Raw genomic sequence first — 19,005 nt, 5'->3', positions numbered from 1 at the left:
CTCAGGCCCGTCATACGGCGCCCACGACCCGTACAGAGCACGGGTGTGGATGGACAGGGAGCCGGGGTGCCGGCCGCCGTTGTCGGCTACCTGCCGTTCGGCGAAGCGCTGCCCGCTGGCGACCAAGCGCACCGCGTGCCGGACCGCCGCCGAGGCATCCATGCCGCCGCGCTGCAACACCTCGAGGTCTGCAGCGAACTCGTCGGTCACCCGCACGGACACCACGGGCGGCCGACGGCTCACCGGCCTCCACCCCGCACGCGGCGCAGGCCTTCGGCGAGGGCCTGGCCGTCGACGCTGCCCGCGTCGTCGACGAGGCGCAGCCGCGGCCGCGGGGATGCCTTCCGGATCACGCCGACAGCCTCAGCGAGCCGTTCCGTGTCCGCGGCCGCCGGGGCGTCCGCGTGCAAGAGGACGCCGACGAGGACATTGAGCTTGGCCACCTCGATGCGCAGCTCGGCAAGCTGCCGCTCGGCGACCGCCAGGCGCTGCTCAGCGGTCTGCGTCATATCTGCCACCCCCACTCTGCGGCCTGAGCCTTCATGAGCTCACCGGACTCCGTGGCAGGCCGGTCCGCGATGACCACGAGCCGCGACCTGTGATCCGTCCCGGCGTGCTTACGCATCTGCACGCGTACGCCGTCGGGGCCCTGGCGCAGGGCGTCCGCCTGCCGGCCGAGCCTGCGCACGCGGCGCCACAGCCACACGAACGCGACGACCAGGACGGCGACCAGGAGCAGCAGCACGTACAGGAGCGCGGTCATCGGCCCTCACCCCCGGCGAGGATCGCAGCCAACTCGTGTCCGAGCTCACGCAGTCGCGCGGCAGCGGCGTTGAGGTCGTCGGCGAGCTGCTCGACCTCGGCGGGGGTGCGGGTACCGGTGAGGTCGGCGAGGGCAACGTACAGGCCGGTGGTGCGGTCCGTGGTGGAGAACGGGGCCTGCGTGAGGAACGCCCGGAGTATCTCCCGGCCGCCAGGGGCGATGACGTGCTCGGGGCCGGTGTGGGTGATGTCGACCTTGTAGGCGGCGCGGGTGTCGGGGTGGCCGGCGCACCAGTCGGGTTCGTCGATCTCCAGGGGCTTGTGAACGAAGACGTTCACGGTCACCGTGCGCGGCTCGGTGCTCATCGGCCCTCACCCCAAGCGCGGTAGCTGGTGGGCGGGTGCTCGGCGAGCCGCTCGCGAAGGTAGGCGGTTGTCCACGCGACGCCGAGCGGGCCGCCGTCCTCCTCGAGGACGCACTGCAGCGCGATGACCGTGTGCATGGCGCGGTCGTTCAGCACACGGTCATGTGCCTCGGTGTCCCCGACGGTCGCGGGGTGGGGGATGTTGAGGGCATCGAGGACGACCTGCAGGAGCTCGCGCAGCTCCCCGGCGGTGGGTTCGGTACGGTCGGTCATGGGTCTGGACTCCTTGTTCTGGAAGGAAGTCCGGCCCTGGCCACGGCCAGCGTGACGGCGCCGGTCGTGGCCGACCTCAGCTCGCGGTACACATCCTGTACACACGATGCGGAGATGGGCCGGGATAACGAGCGATAAGGCGGGATGCCTTTTCGCTGGTCACCCGGCATGGCAGGTGTATCGGTGCAGGTCAGGGAACTGCCCTGAACGCTTTTGCATGGCAGATGTCAGGGGTTCGACTCCCCTAGGCTCCACTCCGGAAATGCCCCCCGAGCTGCGGAAACGCAGCCTCGGGGGGCATTGTGCGTTTCCGGGTGGATCCCGGTGACGCGTGTTTCACGTGAAACAGCATGGCGGGGCGGGAGACCCTCAAGCCTCCCGCCCCGCCGTGCTGTTGAATCCGGCGCCCTCAGGAACGGTCGTCGCGCCGCGCGGCCTCGTCCTCGGCCTGCTTCGCCTCGACCTCAGGATCCAGCACCGACTGGCCCGTGCCGTCCACGGAGGACAGGTGCCCCGACTCGGGGACCTCCGTAGCGGCCGGCGGCTCCACCAGCCAGTCCGGGTTGGCCTGCTTGTCCCACCACTTCCACGCGGCGAAGGCACCGCCCGCCACGGCACCCAGGATCACCAGCGTCTTCATGGCCTTGCCGGCCCTGGCCCGCCTCTGGTGCTTGCGGACCAGCTTCTGGATCTCCCTCGACGAGACCTGACCGCGCAGTGCGGCCATGGCGGCCACACTCCGGGCTGCGGCCTCGGTCGTGACAGGCACGGCCGCGGCCACCGCCTGCTCGATCCTCGGCCTGGAGTACTCCGCCGCCTGACGGGCAGCCTTGCGGGTGCGTTCGGCGGCTTCCTGGGCGGCCTGGTCGACCTTCGGCGGCACATGCGTGCGGGCCTGCTCCAGATACGGCTGCACAAGCGTGCCGTACTGGACGCGAGCCTGCCCTGCGGCCTGCGTCACCTTGGGCGCTAGCCGTACGCGTGCCTCGTGTGCGTAGTGCGCGGCCCTGTCCTTGGCCGTGTCGGCGTAGGGCGCCACCACTTCCGCGGCGTGCAGCACGCTGTCCTTCGCCGAACCAGTCGCGGCGCGCACGCTGTCGATGCGGGTCACGGGTTCCTCCTCCTCGGTGGCGTACGGTATTTCGACTTTCCACCCTTTTACGGATCATGCCTCCCGGTGCACGACCAGGCATGCGCGGACGGGCATCCGGGTCACGCGAACCGGCATCCAGCGCCGATCACGTGCAATAGCGGACGAAATAGGGGGCAACGGGAGCTTGTCGTCGACAATGTCACGGATACCCGCCGCGCGCCCCCGACCCGGGACTACTCGACCGGTTTTCTGCGAAGCCGGTCGAGGGTTTCCCCCCCGCCGCGCCGAGCTCGGGCGACGCCGGGGCCGGTCCGTGCGAGGATCAAGGGGTCACGGAAAGACAACGGAAGGCAGATCGTGGCTGAGCAGCTCTATGCCACCCTGAAGACCAATCACGGCGACATCGAAGTCCGGCTTCTGCCGAACCACGCGCCCAAGACGGTCAAGAACTTCGTCGAGCTCGCCCAGGGCGAGCGGGAGTGGACCCACCCGGAGACGGGTCAGAAGTCCACCGACAAGCTCTACGACGGCACGGTCTTCCACCGGGTGATCAGTGGCTTCATGATCCAGGGCGGTGACCCGCTGGGCAATGGCACCGGCGGCCCCGGCTACCAGTTCGAAGACGAGTTCCACCCGGACCTGCGCTTCGACAAGCCCTACCTGCTGGCGATGGCCAACGCCGGCCCGGGCACCAACGGCTCGCAGTTCTTCATCACCGTCTCCCCGACCGCGTGGCTGAACCGCAAGCACACCATCTTCGGTGAGGTCACCGACGCGGCCAGCCAGAAGGTCGTGGACACCATCGCCACGATCCAGACGAACCCCCGCACCGACCGACCGCTCAACGACGTGGTCATCGAGTCGGTCGTCGTCGAGACCCGCTGAGCGCGAAGGCTCCCGCAGGGAACCAATCGCCCCGCTCATCCGTAAGGATGGGCGGGGCGGGCTTTTCTCACACGACCTAGGGGAGACCATGGACGACCAGGCTGCGGGCAGCCCGCAGGACGCCCACAGCGTCCCCATGTGCTACCGCCACCCGGACCGCGAGACCGGGATCCGCTGCACCCGCTGCGAGCGCCCGATCTGCCCCGAGTGCATGGTCAACGCCTCCGTCGGCTTCCAGTGCCCCGAGTGCGTCCGCACCGGCTCCGGCACGGGCCACTCGCCCACAGCCGCCGTGCCCCGGACGATCGCGGGCGGTTCCATCGCCGCCGACCCCCGGCTGCTGACCAAGATCCTCCTCGGGATCAACCTGGTCGTGTTCATCGCCGTCCAGGTCCACGAGGCACTGCTGGGGGATCTCGTCCTCCTGGGCGCCTGGCCGCCCGCGCCCTTCACGCCCACCCAGGGCGTGGCGGGAGGCGAGTGGTACCGCATGGTGACGTCGATGTTCACGCACCAGGAGATCTGGCACATCGCGTTCAACATGCTGAGCCTGTGGTGGCTCGGGGGCCCGCTCGAAGCCGCACTCGGCCGCGCCCGCTACCTCGCGCTCTATTTCATCTCCGGACTCGCGGGCAGTGCCCTGGCCTATCTGTTGGCCCCTCCGAACACGGCCACACTGGGCGCCTCCGGCGCGATCTTCGGCCTCTTCGGTGCCACCGCCGTGCTGATGCGCCGGCTCGACTACGACATGCGGCCGATCATCGCACTGCTGGTGATCAACCTGATCTTCACCTTCAGCCCGGGCTTCAACATCTCGTGGCAGGCCCACATCGGCGGCCTCGTCGCCGGTGTCGTCCTGGGATACGCCATGGTCCACGCCCCGCGGGAGCGGCGCGCACTGGTCCAGTACGGCACCTGCGCCCTGGTCCTGGGAGTGGTCGTTCTGGTCACCGTTCTGAGGACCGCGCAGCTCGTCTGAGCAGGCGTTGTCCACAGCGGGTGCCGGATCTTGTGCACGCTGTGCGGGAACAGATGTGCCCCCTGTCACTGACCCGCGTTTTCGCAGGTCAGGCAGGGGGCGAACAGGTTTTCGAGTGCCGGTAGTTCCGTCATACCGGCGTCAACGTTCCGCGAGTTATCCACAGATCGTCTTTCTTTTCCCCATGTGGAAAACCGCTGTGGATAACTCAGCGAACAGCCCTGGGCAGAGCTGCGTTCACCTTCCGGTGACCGCTACTTCCACTGGGTCGAGACGCCGAATCCGGCGGCGATGAAGCCGAAGCCCACCACGATGTTCCAGTTGCCCAGAGAGTCGATGGGCAGCGAGCCGTCGGTGACGTAGAAGACGACGATCCAGGCCAGGCCGATGAGGAACATGGCCAGCATGACGGGCGCGACCCAGGCGCGATTGCTCAGCTTGATGGCGGTCGTCTGCTTGGCGGCCGGCGGCGTGTAGTCGGCCTTCTTGCGGATACGTGACTTCGGCACGAGGGTCTCTCCTGTCGATGCGCTGCGTGGCCGCGCAGGTAACTGGGTCGGTCTGGGGCAGCGTAAGGGGACTCCGATGGCTCCCCCGGGCGTCCGTTAGCGTAGTGCTTCCGCCGCGCCGAAGGAGATAAGGGTACGTTGAGCAATTCTGCCGACTCCCCCGGGACGGGATCCACCCCTGGGCGCACGCGCCGTTTCCGGCCGGTGCGAATCCTCACGGCGGCCGTCTTCGCTCTCGCGGGTCTCATCTTCTTCACCAGCTTCGACACCGCCAAGGGCACCAACATCCGCACCGACTCCTCGCTGCTGAAGTTGTCCGACCTCATCCACGAGCGCAGCCGTGAGAACGGCGAGCTGGACGAGACCAACGGCACCCTGCGCAAGGACATAGAGGCACTCGCCGAGCGCGACGACGGCAGCACCAAGGCGGAGGACGACAAGCTCTCCGCCCTGGAGAAACGGGCGGGCACGCAGGAGCTCAGGGGCGACTCGCTCTCGGTCACGCTCAACGACGCGCCGCCGGACGCCACCGCCAAGCTCCCCGGCTACCCCGAGCCGCAGCCCGACTACCTGGTCATCCACCAGCAGGACCTCCAGGCCGTGGTGAACGCGCTGTGGCAGGGCGGGGCCAAGGGCATCAAGGTCATGGACCAGCGGCTGATCTCCACCAGCGCGGTGCGCTGCGTGGGCAACACCCTGATCCTGCAGGGCCGTGTCTACTCACCGCCGTACAAGATCACTGCGGTGGGTGACCCGGACCGGCTGCAGAAGGCGCTCGCGGCCTCCCCGGCGATCCAGAACTACATGGTCTACGTCAACGTCTACGGGCTCGGCTGGAAAGTCGAGGAGAACGGCCCGGTGACTCTGCCCGGCTACTCGGGCACAGTGGATCTGCACTACGCGAAGCCCGTGGAGTAGAGGCGAGGCCGGGGAGCCGCCGGTGCGCGTGATCATCAGGACCGTCAGCGAACTCTGCATCACCGTCGGCAGTGTGATCGTGTTGTTCGTCGTCTACGTGCTCTTCTGGACCGGTGTGCGGGCCGACGGCGTCATGGACGACCAGATCGAGCTGCTCCGCAAGGAGTGGTCCAAGCCCCGGACGCCGGTCGGCGACGTCCCGGTGGGTCCTCCCGAGCCGGCGCCGTACGCCGAGGGAAGGCCCTTCGCGATCATGTACATTCCGCGGCTCGGTTTCACGTGGAACAAGCCCGTGCTCGAAGGCACCGCCGTCGGGACCCTGAAGAAGGGACTCGGCCACTACGCCGAGACCGCCCGGCTCGGGCAGAAGGGGAACTTCGCGGTCGCCGGTCACCGCCGCACCCATGGCGACCCCTTCAAGGACTTCCCCCAGCTCAGGCGCGGTGACGCGGTGGTGCTGACCGACGGCACGACCTGGTTCACGTATCGGATCGACAAAGGCCCGTACAAAACAGTGCCCTCGAACATCGAGGTGATCGACCCTGTCCCACGTACATCCGGGTACACGCGTTCGGGACGCTATCTGACGTTGACCACGTGCGAACCGGAATGGGGGCACAGCCATCGGCTGATCGTCTGGGCGCACCTGGACTCCACCCAGCCCGTGGAGGCCGGGAAACCAGAGGCGCTGCGCCGTTAGTCTGGTGGCTGTACGGCGTGGGTCTGGTGCCGTGGTACGACGGAAGGGACGGCATGTACGGCTGGATCTGGCGGCATCTGCCGGGGAACACGTGGGCGAAGGCAGTGGTCTCACTCGTCCTGGTCGTGGCCGTGGTCTACGTCCTCTTCCAGTACGTCTTTCCGTGGGCGGAACCGCTGCTGCCCTTCAACGATGTGACGGTGGACAACCAGTGAGCGCGCGCATTCTCGTCGTCGACAACTACGACAGCTTCGTCTTCAACCTGGTCCAGTACCTGTACCAGCTGGGCGCCGAGTGTGAGGTTCTGCGCAACGACGAGGTGTCGACGGCGCACGCGCAGGACGGCTTCGACGGCGTTCTGCTCTCCCCCGGCCCCGGCACGCCGGAGCAGGCCGGAGTCTGTGTCGAGATGGTCCGGCACTGTGCCGACACGGGTGTCCCGGTCTTCGGTGTCTGTCTCGGTATGCAGTCGATGCAGGTGGCGTACGGCGGTGTGGTGGACCGCGCGCCCGAGCTGCTGCACGGCAAGACCTCGCTGGTCGAGCACGGCGGTGGGGGCGTCTTCGCGGGCCTGCCCTCTCCCTTCACGGCGACGCGCTACCACTCGCTGGCCGCCGAGCCGACGACGGTCCCCGCCGAGCTGGAGGTCACGGCCCGTACGCACGACGGCATCGTGATGGGGCTGAGGCACCGCGAACTGCCGGTCGAGGGTGTGCAGTTCCACCCCGAGTCGGTGCTGACCGAACACGGGCACCGGATGCTGGCCAACTGGCTGGTGGAGTGCGGCGACCAGGGCGCGGTGGCGAGGTCGGCCGGGCTCGCCCCGGTGGTGGGCAGGGCCACGGCGTGACCGCGCTGCGCCCCGAGCGCGAGTCCGACACCTCGTACGGGCAGCAGTCGTACGGGGTGCCGGGTGCGTTCGAGGAGTGGCCGGGCGCAGGGGCGTACGGCGTGACCCCGCAGCCGCAGCCGTATCCGGCGGGGCCGGGCGGGCAGCCGCACCCGGATCCGCCGCAGCCGGAGCCGTACGCGTCGTACGAGCCCGCTTCGGACGAGTGGTATCCGCCGCCGGCCGACGAGGAGACGGTGGCGCTGCGGATACCGGATCCCCCACCGGGGAGCGGCGCCGCCCCAGCGGGCTCTGCGGCTTCCTCGTCCTCCCGACAGGACGGTTCCGCCCCGGAAGGCCGCGCGGCTCGCAGAAAGGCCGCCAAACGCCGTCACGGGCGTCATGGCGGCGCCTCGGACGCCCCGCCGGACGCCCACAACGCCGACAACGGCAGCGGCACCGGCAGCGACACCCACGGCGGCTCCAACACGGGGAGCCGGTCATCGGCGCCGCTGTCGCGGGTGGAGGCGCGGCGGCAGGCGCGGGCCCGCAAGCCGGGCGCCGCGGTCGTCGCGAGCCGGGCGATAGGCGAGGTCTTCATCACCACCGGCGTGCTGATGCTGCTGTTCGTCACCTACCAGCTGTGGTGGACGAACGTGCGGGCGCATGCCCAGGCCGGCCAGGAGGCCAGCAGCCTCCAGAACGACTGGGCGAGCGGCAAGCGCAGCCCGGGAGCCTTCGAGCCGGGCCAGGGTTTCGCGATCCTGCACATCCCCAAACTGGACGTGGTGGTCCCGATCGCCGAGGGCACCAACAGCAAGGGAGTGCTGGACCGGGGCATGGTCGGCCACTACGCCGAGGGCGCGCTGAAAACGGCGATGCCCGGGGACAAGACCGGCAACTTCGGGCTCGCGGGCCACCGCAACACCCACGGAGAACCGTTCCGTTACATCAACAAGCTCGCTCCGGGCGATCCGATCGTCGTGGAGACGCAGGACGAGTACTTCGTCTACAAGATGGCGTCGATCCTGCCGGTGACGCCGCCGAGCAACACGAGCGTCCTGAATCCCGTGCCCGCGGGGTCCGGATTCACCAAGCCCGGCCGCTACATCACGCTGACCACGTGCACGCCGGAGTTCACCAGCAAGTACCGGATGATCGTCTGGGGCAAGATGGTCGAGGAACGGCCGCGCAGCAAGGGCAAGCCGGATGCGCTCGTCAGTTAAGGGCAGATGACCAGTGGCAGCGACCACCGACACGGACCACGAGAAGCACACCGGCGGGGCGTCCCGGCCGCCTGCGGCGCGCCGCAGACCCGGCCCGATCGCCATGGCGGTCAGCTTCTGCGGGGAACTCCTCATCACGGCGGGGCTGGTCCTCGGCCTGTTCGTCGTCTACTCGCTGTGGTGGACGAACGTGGTCGCCGACCGCGCGGCCGGCAAGCAGGCCGACAAGGTCCGTGACGGCTGGGCCCACGACCGCGGCGGCCCCGGAGCGCTGGACACCAAGAACGGCATCGGTTTCCTGCACGTGCCCGCGATGAGCAAGGGCGAGGTCCTGGTCGAGAAGGGCACGTCGAACAAGACCCTCAACGACGGTGTCGCCGGCTACTACATCGACCCCGTCAAGGCGACCCTGCCGATGTCGGGCAAGGACGGCAACTTCTCCCTCGCCGCCCACCGGGACGGCCACGGCGCCGCGTTCCACAACATCGACAAGATCGAGAAGGGCGACCCGATCGTCTTCGAGACGAAGGACAAGTGGTACGTCTACAAGACCTACGCCATCCTTCCCGAGACCTCGAAGTACAACGTCAAGGTCCTCTCGCCGGTGCCGAAGGAATCCGGCAAGAAGGAGCCCGGCCGCTACATCACGCTGACGACCTGCACGCCGCTGTACACGAGCACGTACCGGTACATCGTGTGGGGTGAGCTGGAGCGGGTGGAGAAGGTGGACGCGGACCGGACGCCGCCGAAGGAACTGGGCTGACCCGGCGGGTGGTTCGCCTGGCGCTCGGCTGAACCGAAAAGGGGGGCCTCCCGAGTGACACTCGGGAGGCCCCCCTTTTCGGTTCGCGCTACCGGTCACCCGACGGAGACGGCGGGAAGTGAGCGTGGTGGCGGTCACGCCCTCCCGACGCGGACAGCGGGGCGCCCCGGCACTCTCGGAGTGCCGGGGCGCCCTGCGTCACGAAGCGCGGTCAGTCGTCCTCGCCGCGGCCGATGGCACCTCCGAAGATGCCGCCGCCGCCGTTGCCGCCGCCGCCGTTGTTGTTGCCGCCGCCGCCCTGGGTGGTCAGGGTGATGGCCTGGCCGCCCGGGTTGTCGACCTCGGTACCCGGCTGCGGATCCTGCTGGACGACCACGGCGTTGTCGTCCTGCGAGCCGGCCACCTGGAGGTTGGTGAACCCGTTCTGCTGGAGGATCTGCTTGGCCTGGGCCAGCGTCCGCAGCCGGACCTCCGGCACCTTCACCTTCTGCTGCTGCTGTTTCGCCTTGCCGACGACGATCTGCACCGACGAGTTCTTGTCGACCTGCTGATTGGCCGACGGCGTGGTGGAGATGACCTTGCCCACCTGGTTGGGGTCGTCGGTCTCCTGCTCGGAGCACTGACCGGTCAGGTCGTTGTCCTCGAGCTGGGACTTCGCCGCGTCACAGGTTTGACCGATGACGTCCGGCACGGTGGCCTTCTCCTCGGCCTTGGCGACGGTCAGGGTGATCGTCGAACCCTTCTCCACCTCTTCGCCCGTGGTCGGGTCCTGATCGAGCACGGTGCCCGGTTCCTCGGGGGACGTCCGGGTCTTCGTCTCGATCTTGAACTCGTACTTGTCGCCCGCCAGCTTTTCCTTCGCCTCGTCGACACTCAGGCCGGTGACGCTGGGAACCGTCACCTTCGGCGCGCCCGTCGACACCACGACCTCGATGGTGGAGTACCTCTTGACCTCGGTCCTGAAGGTCGGGTTCTGCTCGCAGATGTTGCCCTTGCGCTGGTTCTCGCAGGGCTTCTCCGTGGTGCTCAGCTTCAGGTCGCTGTTCTCGGCCAGCCGTTTGGCGTCACTCAGCGTCTGGCCGACGAGATCGGGGACGGTGGCCGGGTCGTCGGCCGCGCCGTCGCCGCTGAACGCCCACCGGCCGATCAGGATCGCCCCGACCAGGACGAGGATTCCCGCGACCACCAGCAGGATCGTGGAGGTGTTGGACTTGCGCTGCTGGCCGCGGCGCCGGTCGGGGCGGTCGTCGTAGCCGTAGCCGCCGTCGTCCGGGTTCATCGGGGGCAGCATGGACGTGGCGCCGGCGCCGGAGTCCGCGCGCAGGGCCGTCGTCGGCTGGTCGTCGGGGTAGCCGCCGTAGCCCACAGCGCCCATGGCGGCGGTGGCCGCGACCGGCTGGCCGTCGAGGCAGGCCTCGATGTCGGCGCGCATCTCGTCGGCCGACTGGTAGCGGTAGTCCGGGTCCTTGACGAGCGCCTTCAGCACGATCGCGTCCATCTCGGGCGTGATCTCGGGGTCGAAGACGCTCGGCGCCTGCGGCTCCTCGCGGACGTGCTGGTAGGCCACGGCCACCGGGGAGTCGCCGACGAACGGCGGACGCACGGTCAGCAGTTCGTAGAGCAGACAGCCGGTGGAGTACAGGTCGGACCGGGCGTCGACCTGCTCGCCCTTCGCCTGCTCCGGCGAGAGGTACTGGGCGGTGCCGATGACCGCGGAGGTCTGCGTCATCGTCATGCCGGAGTCACCCATGGCGCGGGCGATGCCGAAGTCCATGACCTTGACCTGGCCGTTGCGCGTCAGCATGACGTTCGCCGGCTTGATGTCGCGGTGGACGATGCCGGCGCGGTGGGAGTACTCCAGGGCCTGGAGGATGCCGATGGTCATCTCCATGGACCGCTCCGGCAGCAGCTTGCGGCCGGAGTGCAGCAGTTCCCGCAGGGTCGAGCCGTCCACGTACTCCATGACGATGTACGGGATCGACACGTTGTCGATGTAGTCCTCGCCCGTGTCGTAGACCGCGACGATCGCGGGATGGTTGAGCGAGGCGGCCGACTGGGCCTCCCGGCGGAACCGGGCCTGGAAGGAAGGGTCGCGCGCGAGATCCGCGCGCAGCGTCTTCACCGCCACGGTGCGTCCGAGGCGGGTGTCATGCGCGAGGTAGACCTCCGCCATGCCACCACGCCCGAGCACCTGGCCCAGTTCGTACCGGCCGCCGAGGCGACGCGGCTCTTCCATAGCTACCTACCAGCCCTCTCCGTCGGTCCCGACCGGCACGCTTGTACGGTCGAGGCTGCCGTCCGGGCCTACCGTACCCGGCTCGCTTTGTGTGACCTGGCCAAGCCCGTCAGCCGATACAGGACCGGTATCGCAACGTGCGCCGATGTGAAGCAGACGTGAGCGGGGTCACTTCTTGCTGTCGATGACCGCCTCCATCACGCTCCTCGCGATCGGCGCCGCGAGACCGCCGCCGGAGATGTCGTCACGGACGGCGTTGTCGTCCTCGACGACGACCGCCACGGCGACCGGCGCGTTGTCGTCGGCGTCCTTGGCGTAGGAGATGAACCACGCGTAGGGGTTCTCGCTGTTGTCCACACCGTGCTGGGCGGTGCCGGTCTTGCCGCCCACCTTGACGCCGTCGATCCTGGCGTTGGAGCCGGTGCCCTTCTCGACGACCGTCTCCATCATCGACTGCAGGATCTGCGCGTTCTCCGCCGACAGCGGCTGACTCAGCTCCTCAGGGTCGGTTTTCTCGATCGGGTCGAGGCCGGGCGACTGGAGCTCGTCGACCATGTACGGCTTCATCAGCTTGCCGTCGTTGGCGACGGCCGAGGCGACCATGGCCATCTGCAGCGGGGTCGTGGCGGTGTTGAACTGGCCGATGGAGGACAGCGCCGTCTGCGAGGGGTTCATTTTGTCGGAGAACACCGAGGCGTTGGCCCGGACGGGCGTGAACTGCTCCTCGCCGAAGCCGAACTCCTCGGCCTCCTTCAGCATCTTCTCGTTGCCGAGGTCGGCGCCGATCTTGCCGAAGACGGTGTTGCAGGAGTACTGCAGGGCCACCCGCAGCGTCGCGTTCTTGCAGGGGATGTTGCCCTCGTTGGGCAGCTTGGTGGTGGTGCCGGTCATGACCCAGGGGTCCGGCGAGTCCGTCTTTTCGTCGGCGCTCGTGTAGAGCCCGTCCTCCAGGGCCGCGGCCGCGGTGACCACCTTGAAGGTGGAGCCGGGCGGGTAGGTCTCGCGCAGCGCCCGGTTGAGCATCGGGTCGTTCGGGTTGGCCTTCTTCTGCAGCTTCTGCCAGGCCTTTGTGTCCGTCGTCGTGGAGTTGCCGGCGAAGGACGTCGGGTCGTACGACGGGTAGGAGGCCAGGGCCAGGATCTTGCCCGTGGACGGCTCCAGGGCGACGACGGCGCCCTTGCCGCCCTGTTTCTTGAGGCCGTTGTAGGCGGCCTTCTGCGCGGCGGCGTCCAGCGTCGTGACGACGTTGCCGCCCTGCTGCTTCTCGCCGGTGAGCATGTCCAGGGTGTTGCGGAAGAACAGCCGGTCGTCGTTGCCGGTGAGGATGCCGTCCTCGATGGACTCCAGCTGGGTCGCGCCGAAGGCCTGCGAGGCGTAGCCGGTGACCGGCGCCCACATGGGGCCGTTCTTGTAGGTGCGCTTGAACTTGTAGTCGCTGCCCGGCGTCTCGGCGGAGCCGGTGATCGGCGTTCCGTCGACGATGATGTTGCCGCGCGGGGAGGCGTAGCGCTCGATGGTGACGCGACGGTTGTTCTTGTCGGTCCTGAGCTCGTCGGCCATGACGTACTGGATCCAGTTGTCGCGGATCAACAGGGCCAGGACGAGCAGGCCGCAGAAGATCGCGATCCGGCGCAGGGGCTTGTTCATGACGGGCGGACCACCTGGGTCATCTCGGCGTCGGGGTTGGCGGCGGGAGCGGGGGCCGGGCGGCGGGCCGTGTCGCTGATTCTCAGCAGGATGCCGATCAGGGCCCAGTTGGCGATCACGGAGGAACCGCCGTACGCCACGAACGGCAGCGTCATACCGGTCAGCGGGATGAGGCCCATGACACCGCCGGCCACGACGAAGACCTGGAGGCCGAAGGCGCCGGACAGGCCGATGGCCAGCAGCTTGCCGAACGGGTCGCGGGCCGCGAGCGCGGTGCGCACACCGCGCTCGATGATCAGGCCGTAGAGCAACAGGATCGCCATGACGCCGGCGAGGCCCAGCTCCTCGCCGAAGGTGGCGAGGATGAAGTCGGAGTTGGCGGCGAAGCCGATGAGGTCGGAGTTCCCCTGCCCGAGGCCGGTACCGAGGGTGCCGCCGGAACCGAAGGCCCACAGGGCCTGCATGGCCTGCTCGGAGTGGACGACGCCGTCCTGGACGCCGGCCCGGCTGAGTTCGAACTCACGCATGGGATCGAGCCAGGCCTGCACACGCGTCTGGATGTGCGGCTCGAAACTCGCCACGCCCACGGCGCCGACCGCGGACATCAGCAGACCGAAGACGATCCAGCTGGTTCGCTCGGTGGCGACATACAGCATGATGACGAACATCCCGAAGAACAGCAGGGATGTACCGAGGTCGGTCTCGAAGACCAGGATGAGGATCGACATCACCCAGACGACGAGGATCGGGCCGAGGTCGCGGCCGCGCGGCAGGTACAGGCCCATGAAGCGACGGCTGGCCAGGGCCAGGGCGTCCCTCTTGACCATGAGGTAACCGGCGAAGAACACCGCGAGGGCGATCTTCGCGAACTCGCCGGGCTGGAGGGTGCCGAGGCCAGGGATCTTGATCCAGATCTTGGCGCCGTAGGTCGGGGCGCTGAGGCCGGGGATCAACGGCATCACGAGCAGGAGCAGGGCCGCGGCCATGGAGATGTAGGTGTAGCGCTGGAGGACCCGGTGGTCCTTGAGGAAGATCAGCACCACCACCAGCAGGGCGACGCCCATCGCCGAGTACAGCAGCTGGCGCGGTGCCGCTTCGACGAAGGTTCTGCTCGCCTGGAGCTTCTCCGACTGGTCCAGCCGCCAGATGGCCACCAGACCGAGCCCGTTCAGCAGGGTGGCCAGCGGCAGCATCAGGGGGTCGGCGTACGGCGCGAACTTCCGGACGACGAGATGGCCGACACCCGCGAGCAGCCCGAGCCCGAGTCCGTAGCTCAGCAGGCCCGGAGGCACCGAGTCGTTCAGGGCCAGGCCGACGTTGGCGTAGGCGAACACCGGGATGACTACGGCGAACACCAGCAGCGCGAGCTCGGTGTTGCGCCGGCTCGGCGCGCCGATGGCGCCGATCGTGGACGTGTGGTGCGTCGGCGAGTGCGACGTATTCGTACCGCTCATCGTGTGACAGGGCCTCTCACGGCTACTGCTTACCGCACAGCGAGACGACCTTCTGCTCTTCCTCCGAGAGGCTGGGGCCGGGGCTGGGAGTGGGTGCGGTCGTGGTCGGGGGCGTGGACTTCTCCGGCGCCGAGGGTGAACCCGACGGGCTGGACGGGTTCGGCGTCGGTGTGGCCTTGGACGTGAAGGAGGCGGGAGTGGTTCCCGTGGTGCCCCCGGCCTCGCCTTCGCCGGTCTTGGAGTTGTTCTGGCTCTCGGCTTCGCGCCGCTGCGCCTGCTTCTTGCACGCGGAGGCCTGCACCGACAGTTCCTGGATCTTCGCCTGGGCGTCCTTCAGACCGCCCTCGGGGATCGTCGCCTCGACCAGCTTCTGCTGGTAGGGCGGCAGGTACTTGAGTTCGATCTCGGGGTGGTCCTTCTCGACCTTCGAGAGCGAGACCCAGGCCAGGTCCTGGCTGATGCCCCGGTACAGCGCGACGTGCTCGTCCTCGGCGCCGACGTAGTACTGGGTCTGCGTCCAGCGGTATCCGCCGTACAGGCCGCCGCCGATGACGGCCAGCGCGAGGACGGTGTAGAGGGATCTCTTCAGCCACCGGCCCTTCTTGCGGGGCTTGGCGAAGTCGTCGTCGCCGTAGTCGAAGCCGCCCGCCGGGATGTAGCCGGTGGTGTCGCCGGAGCCGGGCGGGCCGAACTCGCCGCCCCCGCCCTGGCCGTGCCTCTGACGGCCGAGCCCGGAGGCGCGGCCGGCGGGGGTCTGCATGATGCCGTTGTCGTGCAGCTGGTGCTGGTTCTCCGCGACGGCGCCGACCACCACCGGGGTGTCGGACAGCTGACCGGCGAGGGTGTCGCCGGTGTCCAGGTCGAGGACGTCGGCGATGATGACCGTGATGTTGTCCGGGCCGCCGCCGCGCAGCGCCAGCTCGATCAGGTTCTGGACGGTCTCCTGGGGGCCCTGGTAGCTGGCGAGGGTGTCCTCCAGGGTCTGGTGGGACACCACGCCGGACAGGCCGTCGGAGCAGATCAGGTAGCGGTCGCCGGCGCGGACCTCGCGGATGGACAGGTCGGGCTCGACGTGGTCGCCGGATCCGAGGGCGCGCATCAGCAGCGAGCGCTGCGGGTGCGTGGTGGCCTCCTCCTCGGTGATGCGGCCCTCGTCGACCAGGCGCTGCACCCAGGTGTGGTCCTGGGTGATCTGCGTGAGGACGCCGTCGCGGAGCAGGTAGGCGCGCGAGTCGCCGACGTGGACCAGGCCGAGGCGCTGGCCCGTCCACAGCAGGGCGGTGAGGGTGGTCCCCATGCCCTCCAGCTGGGGGTCGTCCTCGACCATCGAGCGCAACTGGTCGTTGGCGCGCTGCACCGCCGTGCCGAGCGAGGTGAGGAGGTCGGAGCCGGGGACGTCGTCGTCGAGCGCGACGATGGTGGAGATGGCCTCGGAGGAGGCGACCTCACCGGCCGCGGCGCCGCCCATGCCGTCGGCGATGGCGAGCAGGCGCGGGCCGGCGTATCCGGAGTCCTCGTTGCCCTCCCGGATCATGCCCTTGTGCGATCCGGCCGCGAAGCGCAGTGACAGACTCATGCGCACCTCGCCTGTCGGCTCCGGGTACAGCCGGTCGTGTCGAGCCACACTGCCCACCCTCCGGTCGGGAGCGCGCCGGGGGCCGGGGTGGGGCCCGCCGCTGCGTGCTCGCTCCGCTCGCGCCTATCCATGATGTAGCACTACTTCCGCAGCTCGATGACGGTCTTGCCGATGCGGATCGGCGCGCCCAGCGCAATCGGTGTGGGAGTCGTCAGCCGGGACCGGTCCAGGTACGTGCCGTTGGTGGAGCCGAGGTCCTCGACGATCCACTGGCCGTCGCGGTCCGGGTAGATCCTGGCATGGCGGCTGGAGGCGTAGTCGTCGTCCAGCACGATCGTCGAGTCGTGCGCCCGGCCCAGGGTGATGGTCTGGCCCTGGAGCGCGACCGTGGTGCCCGTGAGGGTGCCCTCGGTCACGACCAGCTTGGTGGGGGCGTTACGGCCGCGCCGGCCGCCGGTGGGCTGCTGGCGCTGGGGTGGCGGCGCCTGGCGGGCGGCCTGCTGCTGCCGGCCTGCCTCGCGGCGCGATCCGCGCTGGGTGACGCGCGTACCGAACAGGTCGCTGCGGATGACCTGCACGGCCACGATCACGAACAGCCACAGTACGGCCAGGAAACCCAGCCGCATGACCGTGAGGGTCAGCTCTGACATTGCCCCCGCTTCACCCTTCGGCTTGCCGGTAAATGATGGTGGTGCTGCCCACGACGATCCGCGAGCCGTCGCGGAGCGTAGCGCGGGTGGTGTGCTGCCCGTCCACCACGATGCCGTTGGTGGATCCGAGATCCTGGATCGTCGAGGGCGTTCCGGTCCGGATCTCGCAGTGCCGGCGGGAGACGCCGGGGTCGTCGATCCGCACGTCGGCGTCGGTGCTGCGGCCCAGCACCAGCGTGGCGCGGGAGATCTGATGGCGGGTGCCGTTGATCTCGATCCAGTGGCGGGTTCGTCCGCCGGCGGCCGGGGCGGCCGGGGGCCGCTGGGCGCTCGCGGCGGGCGGGTAACCGTACCCGCCGGGGCGGCCGCCGGGAGGCGGCGAGGCGGGCATGGGCGGGGCGCCGCCGGGCGCGGCGGACGGCGGGTAGCCGTAGCCGCCGGGGCGTCCGCCCGGCGCGGCGGGCGCGGCGCCGCCCCCCGGGCCGCCCTGCTGGCTGCTGGAGGAGGCGAGCGTACGGCTGCGCACCCGGTACAGGCCGGTGTCGAGGTCGTCCGCCTTCTCCAGGTGCACCTTGATCGGGCCCATGAAGGTGTAGCGCTGCTGTTTGGCGTAGTCGCGGACCATGCCGGCGAGCTCGTCGCCGAGCTGGCCCGAGTAAGGGCTGAGCCGCTCGAAGTCCGGGGTGCTCAGCTCGACGATGAAGTCGTTGGGAACGACCGTCCGGTCGCGGTTCCAGATGGTGGCGTTGTTGTCGCACTCACGCTGGAGAGCTCCAGCGATCTCCACGGGCTGGACCTCGGACTTGAACACCTTGGCGAAGGTGCCGTTGACCAGACCTTCGAGACGCTGCTCGAACTTCTTCAGGACTCCCATGGGGCACCTCCTCCGTCGCTGCCGTCCTGTGTACTGCCCTGCGGGCCACTTGCCTGGTACTGCTTACTGATCGTATCCACGCGCCGCTCGATCGGCTGGTTCCCCCTGTCAGCTCCGCCGATGGGTGTCGACGCAGGACGAAGTTCCCTGTGGAGCTCGTCTTCGAACTCCTCCGGTGGTACTGCTGCGCGTGACCGCCTCGCGTATGCCTGGCATGGATCGTAGAGGCGGCCGTGGACCAGTGTCCCGCACCCGACTGTGGACCCGGACCCCCTCCTGCGGAGACGGCGGGTACCGGTACGAGGTTGATACGTGGACCGGTACGCCTGATACGTGGCGGGGACATCGAAGGTTCCGCCGGGTGTCTGCCTGCGGAGATAAGGGATGTGAACCCACCCCTTCCAGCGTGCTAATGTTCTGGGTGTCGGAAGGCGCCCGCCCCAAGGGGCAGACGCCCAGGACGCACCCAATGCGCGGGTGGCGGAATAGGCAGACGCGCTGGATTCAGGTTCCAGTGCCCGCAAGGGCGTGGGGGTTCAACTCCCCCCTCGCGCACCACGGAGCACCGACGAAAGTGCTCTGGTTGCACCGATGGAACGGGCGGCATCGCGATGGCGATGCCGCCCGTTCCTGTTTCTGCGGTGTGATGTCCGTCTCTGGGCATGGGCCGTCGGCGGTCCACGCTCCTGTGTGGATCTTGCTTGAGCAGCTCTCGGGGTGTGCGCTCTGTGAGGAAGGTCTCAGCGCTGGGTGATGTGGTCCTTGGGGGTCCATGTTCGTCAGCCTCGCCAGCTCGGCGACGCTGACGAGGGCGACGCCCTTCAGGTCGGCCTTCACACCCCGCAGGGTGACCGCGCCGCGCACCGCGACGGGGATGTACCGCGAGCAGAGGTCGAGGGTGCGCCTCTACTGCAGGCAGTTCGAGAAGGACGAAGACTCCTCCCGCCGCGATGGCGACGGAGCTCGTGGCGTGGCCCTGGGCGAACCAGCCGGTGAGGACACCGGCCGGCACCTCGATCACCGCGGCCCTCACCGGGGCCGGTCCGGCGATCCCCATGACGATCGCCCCTGAGGAACCGAGCATGGACAAGAACCCGGCGATCACCGGCAGGGGCAGCAGCCCGTCGAGCCGGCCGTCCACCACGGCGACTCCGTAGAGCGGTCCTTCGAGGACGCCGTCAAGGTGGAACGACAGGACAAGGAGGACGCCCCCCGCTGTGCCGAGCCCCAGAAACCAGGCACTCCGCGCACACCGCCCCTCCTTGT

At 68.9% G+C, this 19,005-nt stretch carries 22 protein-coding genes and 1 tRNA gene; 10 read left to right on the top strand and 13 right to left on the bottom strand.

Translation table 11 applies throughout. The features are described 5' to 3' along the window. From QNO09_RS02825 to QNO09_RS02800, 6 genes are all read right to left on the bottom strand, one after another. Positions 1-210 (bottom strand): hypothetical protein (locus QNO09_RS02825; protein ID WP_283968385.1); only part of this gene is annotated, 210 nt, incomplete at its 3' end. Positions 211-239: 29 nt separating this feature from the next. Next, entirely contained in the window at positions 240-509 is a 270-nt protein-coding gene (locus tag QNO09_RS02820) for a hypothetical protein (protein WP_283968384.1), read from the bottom strand. After that, a complete protein-coding gene (locus QNO09_RS02815) occupies positions 506-763 on the bottom strand; it encodes a hypothetical protein (RefSeq protein ID WP_283968383.1) in 258 nt (85 codons plus the stop codon). Before QNO09_RS02815 ends, QNO09_RS02820 begins: the two co-directional genes overlap by 4 nt. Beyond that, positions 760-1,128: a DUF6907 domain-containing protein gene (locus QNO09_RS02810; protein WP_283968382.1), complete on the bottom strand. Its 369-nt coding sequence runs from the start codon at positions 1,126-1,128 to the stop codon at positions 760-762. The genes QNO09_RS02815 and QNO09_RS02810 overlap by 4 nt, the downstream gene beginning before the upstream one ends. After that, positions 1,125-1,400, bottom strand: a complete 276-nt coding sequence (locus QNO09_RS02805; RefSeq protein ID WP_283968381.1) for a hypothetical protein — start codon at positions 1,398-1,400, stop codon at positions 1,125-1,127. Before QNO09_RS02805 ends, QNO09_RS02810 begins: the two co-directional genes overlap by 4 nt. A gap of 409 nt (positions 1,401-1,809) precedes the next feature. Further along, positions 1,810-2,511, bottom strand: coding sequence for a DUF5324 family protein (locus QNO09_RS02800; protein WP_283968380.1), 702 nt, complete (start codon positions 2,509-2,511; stop codon positions 1,810-1,812). 339 nt (positions 2,512-2,850) lie between these two features. Between QNO09_RS02800 and QNO09_RS02795 the strand changes: the two genes are divergently transcribed. Together QNO09_RS02795 and QNO09_RS02790 are read left to right on the top strand one after the other, a co-directional pair. Further along, positions 2,851-3,378 carry a peptidylprolyl isomerase gene (locus QNO09_RS02795; RefSeq protein WP_283968379.1) on the top strand — a complete coding sequence of 176 codons (528 nt, stop codon included), beginning with the start codon at positions 2,851-2,853 and terminating at the stop codon, positions 3,376-3,378. Positions 3,379-3,466: 88 nt separating this feature from the next. Further along, on the top strand, positions 3,467-4,357 hold the full coding sequence (locus QNO09_RS02790) for a rhomboid family intramembrane serine protease (protein WP_283968378.1): 891 nt from the start codon (positions 3,467-3,469) through the stop codon (positions 4,355-4,357). A gap of 254 nt (positions 4,358-4,611) precedes the next feature. On the opposite strand, the gene crgA is transcribed toward QNO09_RS02790, so the two are convergent. Further along, on the bottom strand, positions 4,612-4,866 hold the full coding sequence (gene crgA / locus QNO09_RS02785; RefSeq protein WP_283968377.1) for a cell division protein CrgA: 255 nt from the start codon (positions 4,864-4,866) through the stop codon (positions 4,612-4,614). A gap of 138 nt (positions 4,867-5,004) precedes the next feature. On the opposite strand from crgA, the gene QNO09_RS02780 reads away from it, so the two are divergent. From QNO09_RS02780 to QNO09_RS02755, 6 genes are read left to right on the top strand one after another with little or no spacing between them, the layout of a single operon-like run. After that, entirely contained in the window at positions 5,005-5,784 is a 780-nt protein-coding gene (locus QNO09_RS02780; protein ID WP_283968376.1) for a DUF881 domain-containing protein, read from the top strand. Between the two features lie 22 nt (positions 5,785-5,806). Then, on the top strand, positions 5,807-6,484 hold the full coding sequence (locus QNO09_RS02775) for a class E sortase (protein ID WP_283968375.1): 678 nt from the start codon (positions 5,807-5,809) through the stop codon (positions 6,482-6,484). A gap of 17 nt (positions 6,485-6,501) precedes the next feature. After that, positions 6,502-6,699, top strand: coding sequence for a hypothetical protein (locus QNO09_RS02770; protein WP_283968374.1), 198 nt, complete (start codon positions 6,502-6,504; stop codon positions 6,697-6,699). After that, entirely contained in the window at positions 6,696-7,334 is a 639-nt protein-coding gene (locus QNO09_RS02765) for an aminodeoxychorismate/anthranilate synthase component II (protein WP_283968373.1), read from the top strand. The genes QNO09_RS02770 and QNO09_RS02765 overlap by 4 nt, the downstream gene beginning before the upstream one ends. Next, the gene (locus QNO09_RS02760) at positions 7,331-8,539 is read left to right on the top strand and encodes a class E sortase (RefSeq protein ID WP_283968372.1); all 1,209 of its coding nucleotides are present in this window, start codon (positions 7,331-7,333) and stop codon (positions 8,537-8,539) included. The genes QNO09_RS02765 and QNO09_RS02760 overlap by 4 nt, the downstream gene beginning before the upstream one ends. Positions 8,540-8,552: 13 nt before the next feature. After that, complete coding sequence (locus QNO09_RS02755) at positions 8,553-9,302, top strand: class E sortase (protein ID WP_283968371.1); 750 nt, start codon at positions 8,553-8,555, stop codon at positions 9,300-9,302. Positions 9,303-9,513: 211 nt separating this feature from the next. Here QNO09_RS02755 and pknB read toward each other — a convergent pair whose 3' ends face one another. From pknB to QNO09_RS02725, 6 genes are all read right to left on the bottom strand, one after another. Further along, positions 9,514-11,538 carry a Stk1 family PASTA domain-containing Ser/Thr kinase gene (gene pknB, locus QNO09_RS02750; RefSeq protein WP_283968370.1) on the bottom strand — a complete coding sequence of 675 codons (2,025 nt, stop codon included), beginning with the start codon at positions 11,536-11,538 and terminating at the stop codon, positions 9,514-9,516. Positions 11,539-11,706: 168 nt separating this feature from the next. After that, positions 11,707-13,185, bottom strand: a complete 1,479-nt coding sequence (locus QNO09_RS02745; protein WP_283968369.1) for a peptidoglycan D,D-transpeptidase FtsI family protein — start codon at positions 13,183-13,185, stop codon at positions 11,707-11,709. Beyond that, positions 13,182-14,639 (bottom strand): FtsW/RodA/SpoVE family cell cycle protein, encoded by a 1,458-nt coding sequence (locus QNO09_RS02740; protein ID WP_283968368.1) that lies wholly within the window; start codon positions 14,637-14,639, stop codon positions 13,182-13,184. The genes QNO09_RS02745 and QNO09_RS02740 overlap by 4 nt, the downstream gene beginning before the upstream one ends. A gap of 22 nt (positions 14,640-14,661) precedes the next feature. Continuing rightward, positions 14,662-16,215, bottom strand: a complete 1,554-nt coding sequence (locus QNO09_RS02735; protein WP_283968367.1) for a Stp1/IreP family PP2C-type Ser/Thr phosphatase — start codon at positions 16,213-16,215, stop codon at positions 14,662-14,664. A 140-nt stretch (positions 16,216-16,355) separates the two neighbouring features. After that, complete coding sequence (locus QNO09_RS02730) at positions 16,356-16,865, bottom strand: FHA domain-containing protein FhaB/FipA (RefSeq protein ID WP_283968366.1); 510 nt, start codon at positions 16,863-16,865, stop codon at positions 16,356-16,358. 10 nt (positions 16,866-16,875) lie between these two features. After that, the gene (locus QNO09_RS02725; protein WP_283968365.1) at positions 16,876-17,739 is read right to left on the bottom strand and encodes an FHA domain-containing protein; all 864 of its coding nucleotides are present in this window, start codon (positions 17,737-17,739) and stop codon (positions 16,876-16,878) included. Positions 17,740-18,210: 471 nt separating this feature from the next. Here QNO09_RS02725 and QNO09_RS02720 point away from each other — a divergent pair. Both QNO09_RS02720 and QNO09_RS02715 read left to right on the top strand, forming a co-directional pair. Beyond that, positions 18,211-18,297, top strand: a tRNA-Leu gene (locus QNO09_RS02720). A gap of 392 nt (positions 18,298-18,689) precedes the next feature. Further along, entirely contained in the window at positions 18,690-18,896 is a 207-nt protein-coding gene (locus QNO09_RS02715; RefSeq protein WP_283968364.1) for a hypothetical protein, read from the top strand. Positions 18,897-19,005 lie beyond the last annotated feature (109 nt).

Origin of the sequence: Streptomyces sp. 378, assembly GCF_030124145.1 — a bacterium.
GTDB lineage: Bacteria > Actinomycetota > Actinomycetes > Streptomycetales > Streptomycetaceae > Streptomyces.
The sequence above is the reverse complement of the archived record's forward strand: the minus strand, read 5'-3'. Positions and strand labels throughout refer to the sequence as shown.

What these genes read in the sequence shown, in the direction of transcription:
- QNO09_RS02815 (WP_283968383.1), bottom strand. Translation starts at nt 763, where the DNA reads ATGACCGCGCTCCTGTACGTGCTGCTGCTCCTGGTCGCCGTCCTGGTC.
- QNO09_RS02725 (WP_283968365.1), bottom strand. Translation starts at nt 17,739, where the DNA reads ATGGGAGTCCTGAAGAAGTTCGAGCAGCGTCTCGAAGGTCTGGTCAAC.
- QNO09_RS02715 (WP_283968364.1), top strand. Translation starts at nt 18,690, where the DNA reads ATGGCGACGGAGCTCGTGGCGTGGCCCTGGGCGAACCAGCCGGTGAGG.
- pknB (WP_283968370.1), bottom strand. Translation starts at nt 11,538, where the DNA reads ATGGAAGAGCCGCGTCGCCTCGGCGGCCGGTACGAACTGGGCCAGGTG.
- QNO09_RS02805 (WP_283968381.1), bottom strand. Translation starts at nt 1,400, where the DNA reads ATGACCGACCGTACCGAACCCACCGCCGGGGAGCTGCGCGAGCTCCTG.
- QNO09_RS02820 (WP_283968384.1), bottom strand. Translation starts at nt 509, where the DNA reads ATGACGCAGACCGCTGAGCAGCGCCTGGCGGTCGCCGAGCGGCAGCTT.
- QNO09_RS02730 (WP_283968366.1), bottom strand. Translation starts at nt 16,865, where the DNA reads ATGTCAGAGCTGACCCTCACGGTCATGCGGCTGGGTTTCCTGGCCGTA.
- QNO09_RS02790 (WP_283968378.1), top strand. Translation starts at nt 3,467, where the DNA reads ATGGACGACCAGGCTGCGGGCAGCCCGCAGGACGCCCACAGCGTCCCC.
- QNO09_RS02740 (WP_283968368.1), bottom strand. Translation starts at nt 14,639, where the DNA reads ATGAGCGGTACGAATACGTCGCACTCGCCGACGCACCACACGTCCACG.
- QNO09_RS02735 (WP_283968367.1), bottom strand. Translation starts at nt 16,215, where the DNA reads ATGAGTCTGTCACTGCGCTTCGCGGCCGGATCGCACAAGGGCATGATC.
- QNO09_RS02745 (WP_283968369.1), bottom strand. Translation starts at nt 13,185, where the DNA reads ATGAACAAGCCCCTGCGCCGGATCGCGATCTTCTGCGGCCTGCTCGTC.
- QNO09_RS02810 (WP_283968382.1), bottom strand. Translation starts at nt 1,128, where the DNA reads ATGAGCACCGAGCCGCGCACGGTGACCGTGAACGTCTTCGTTCACAAG.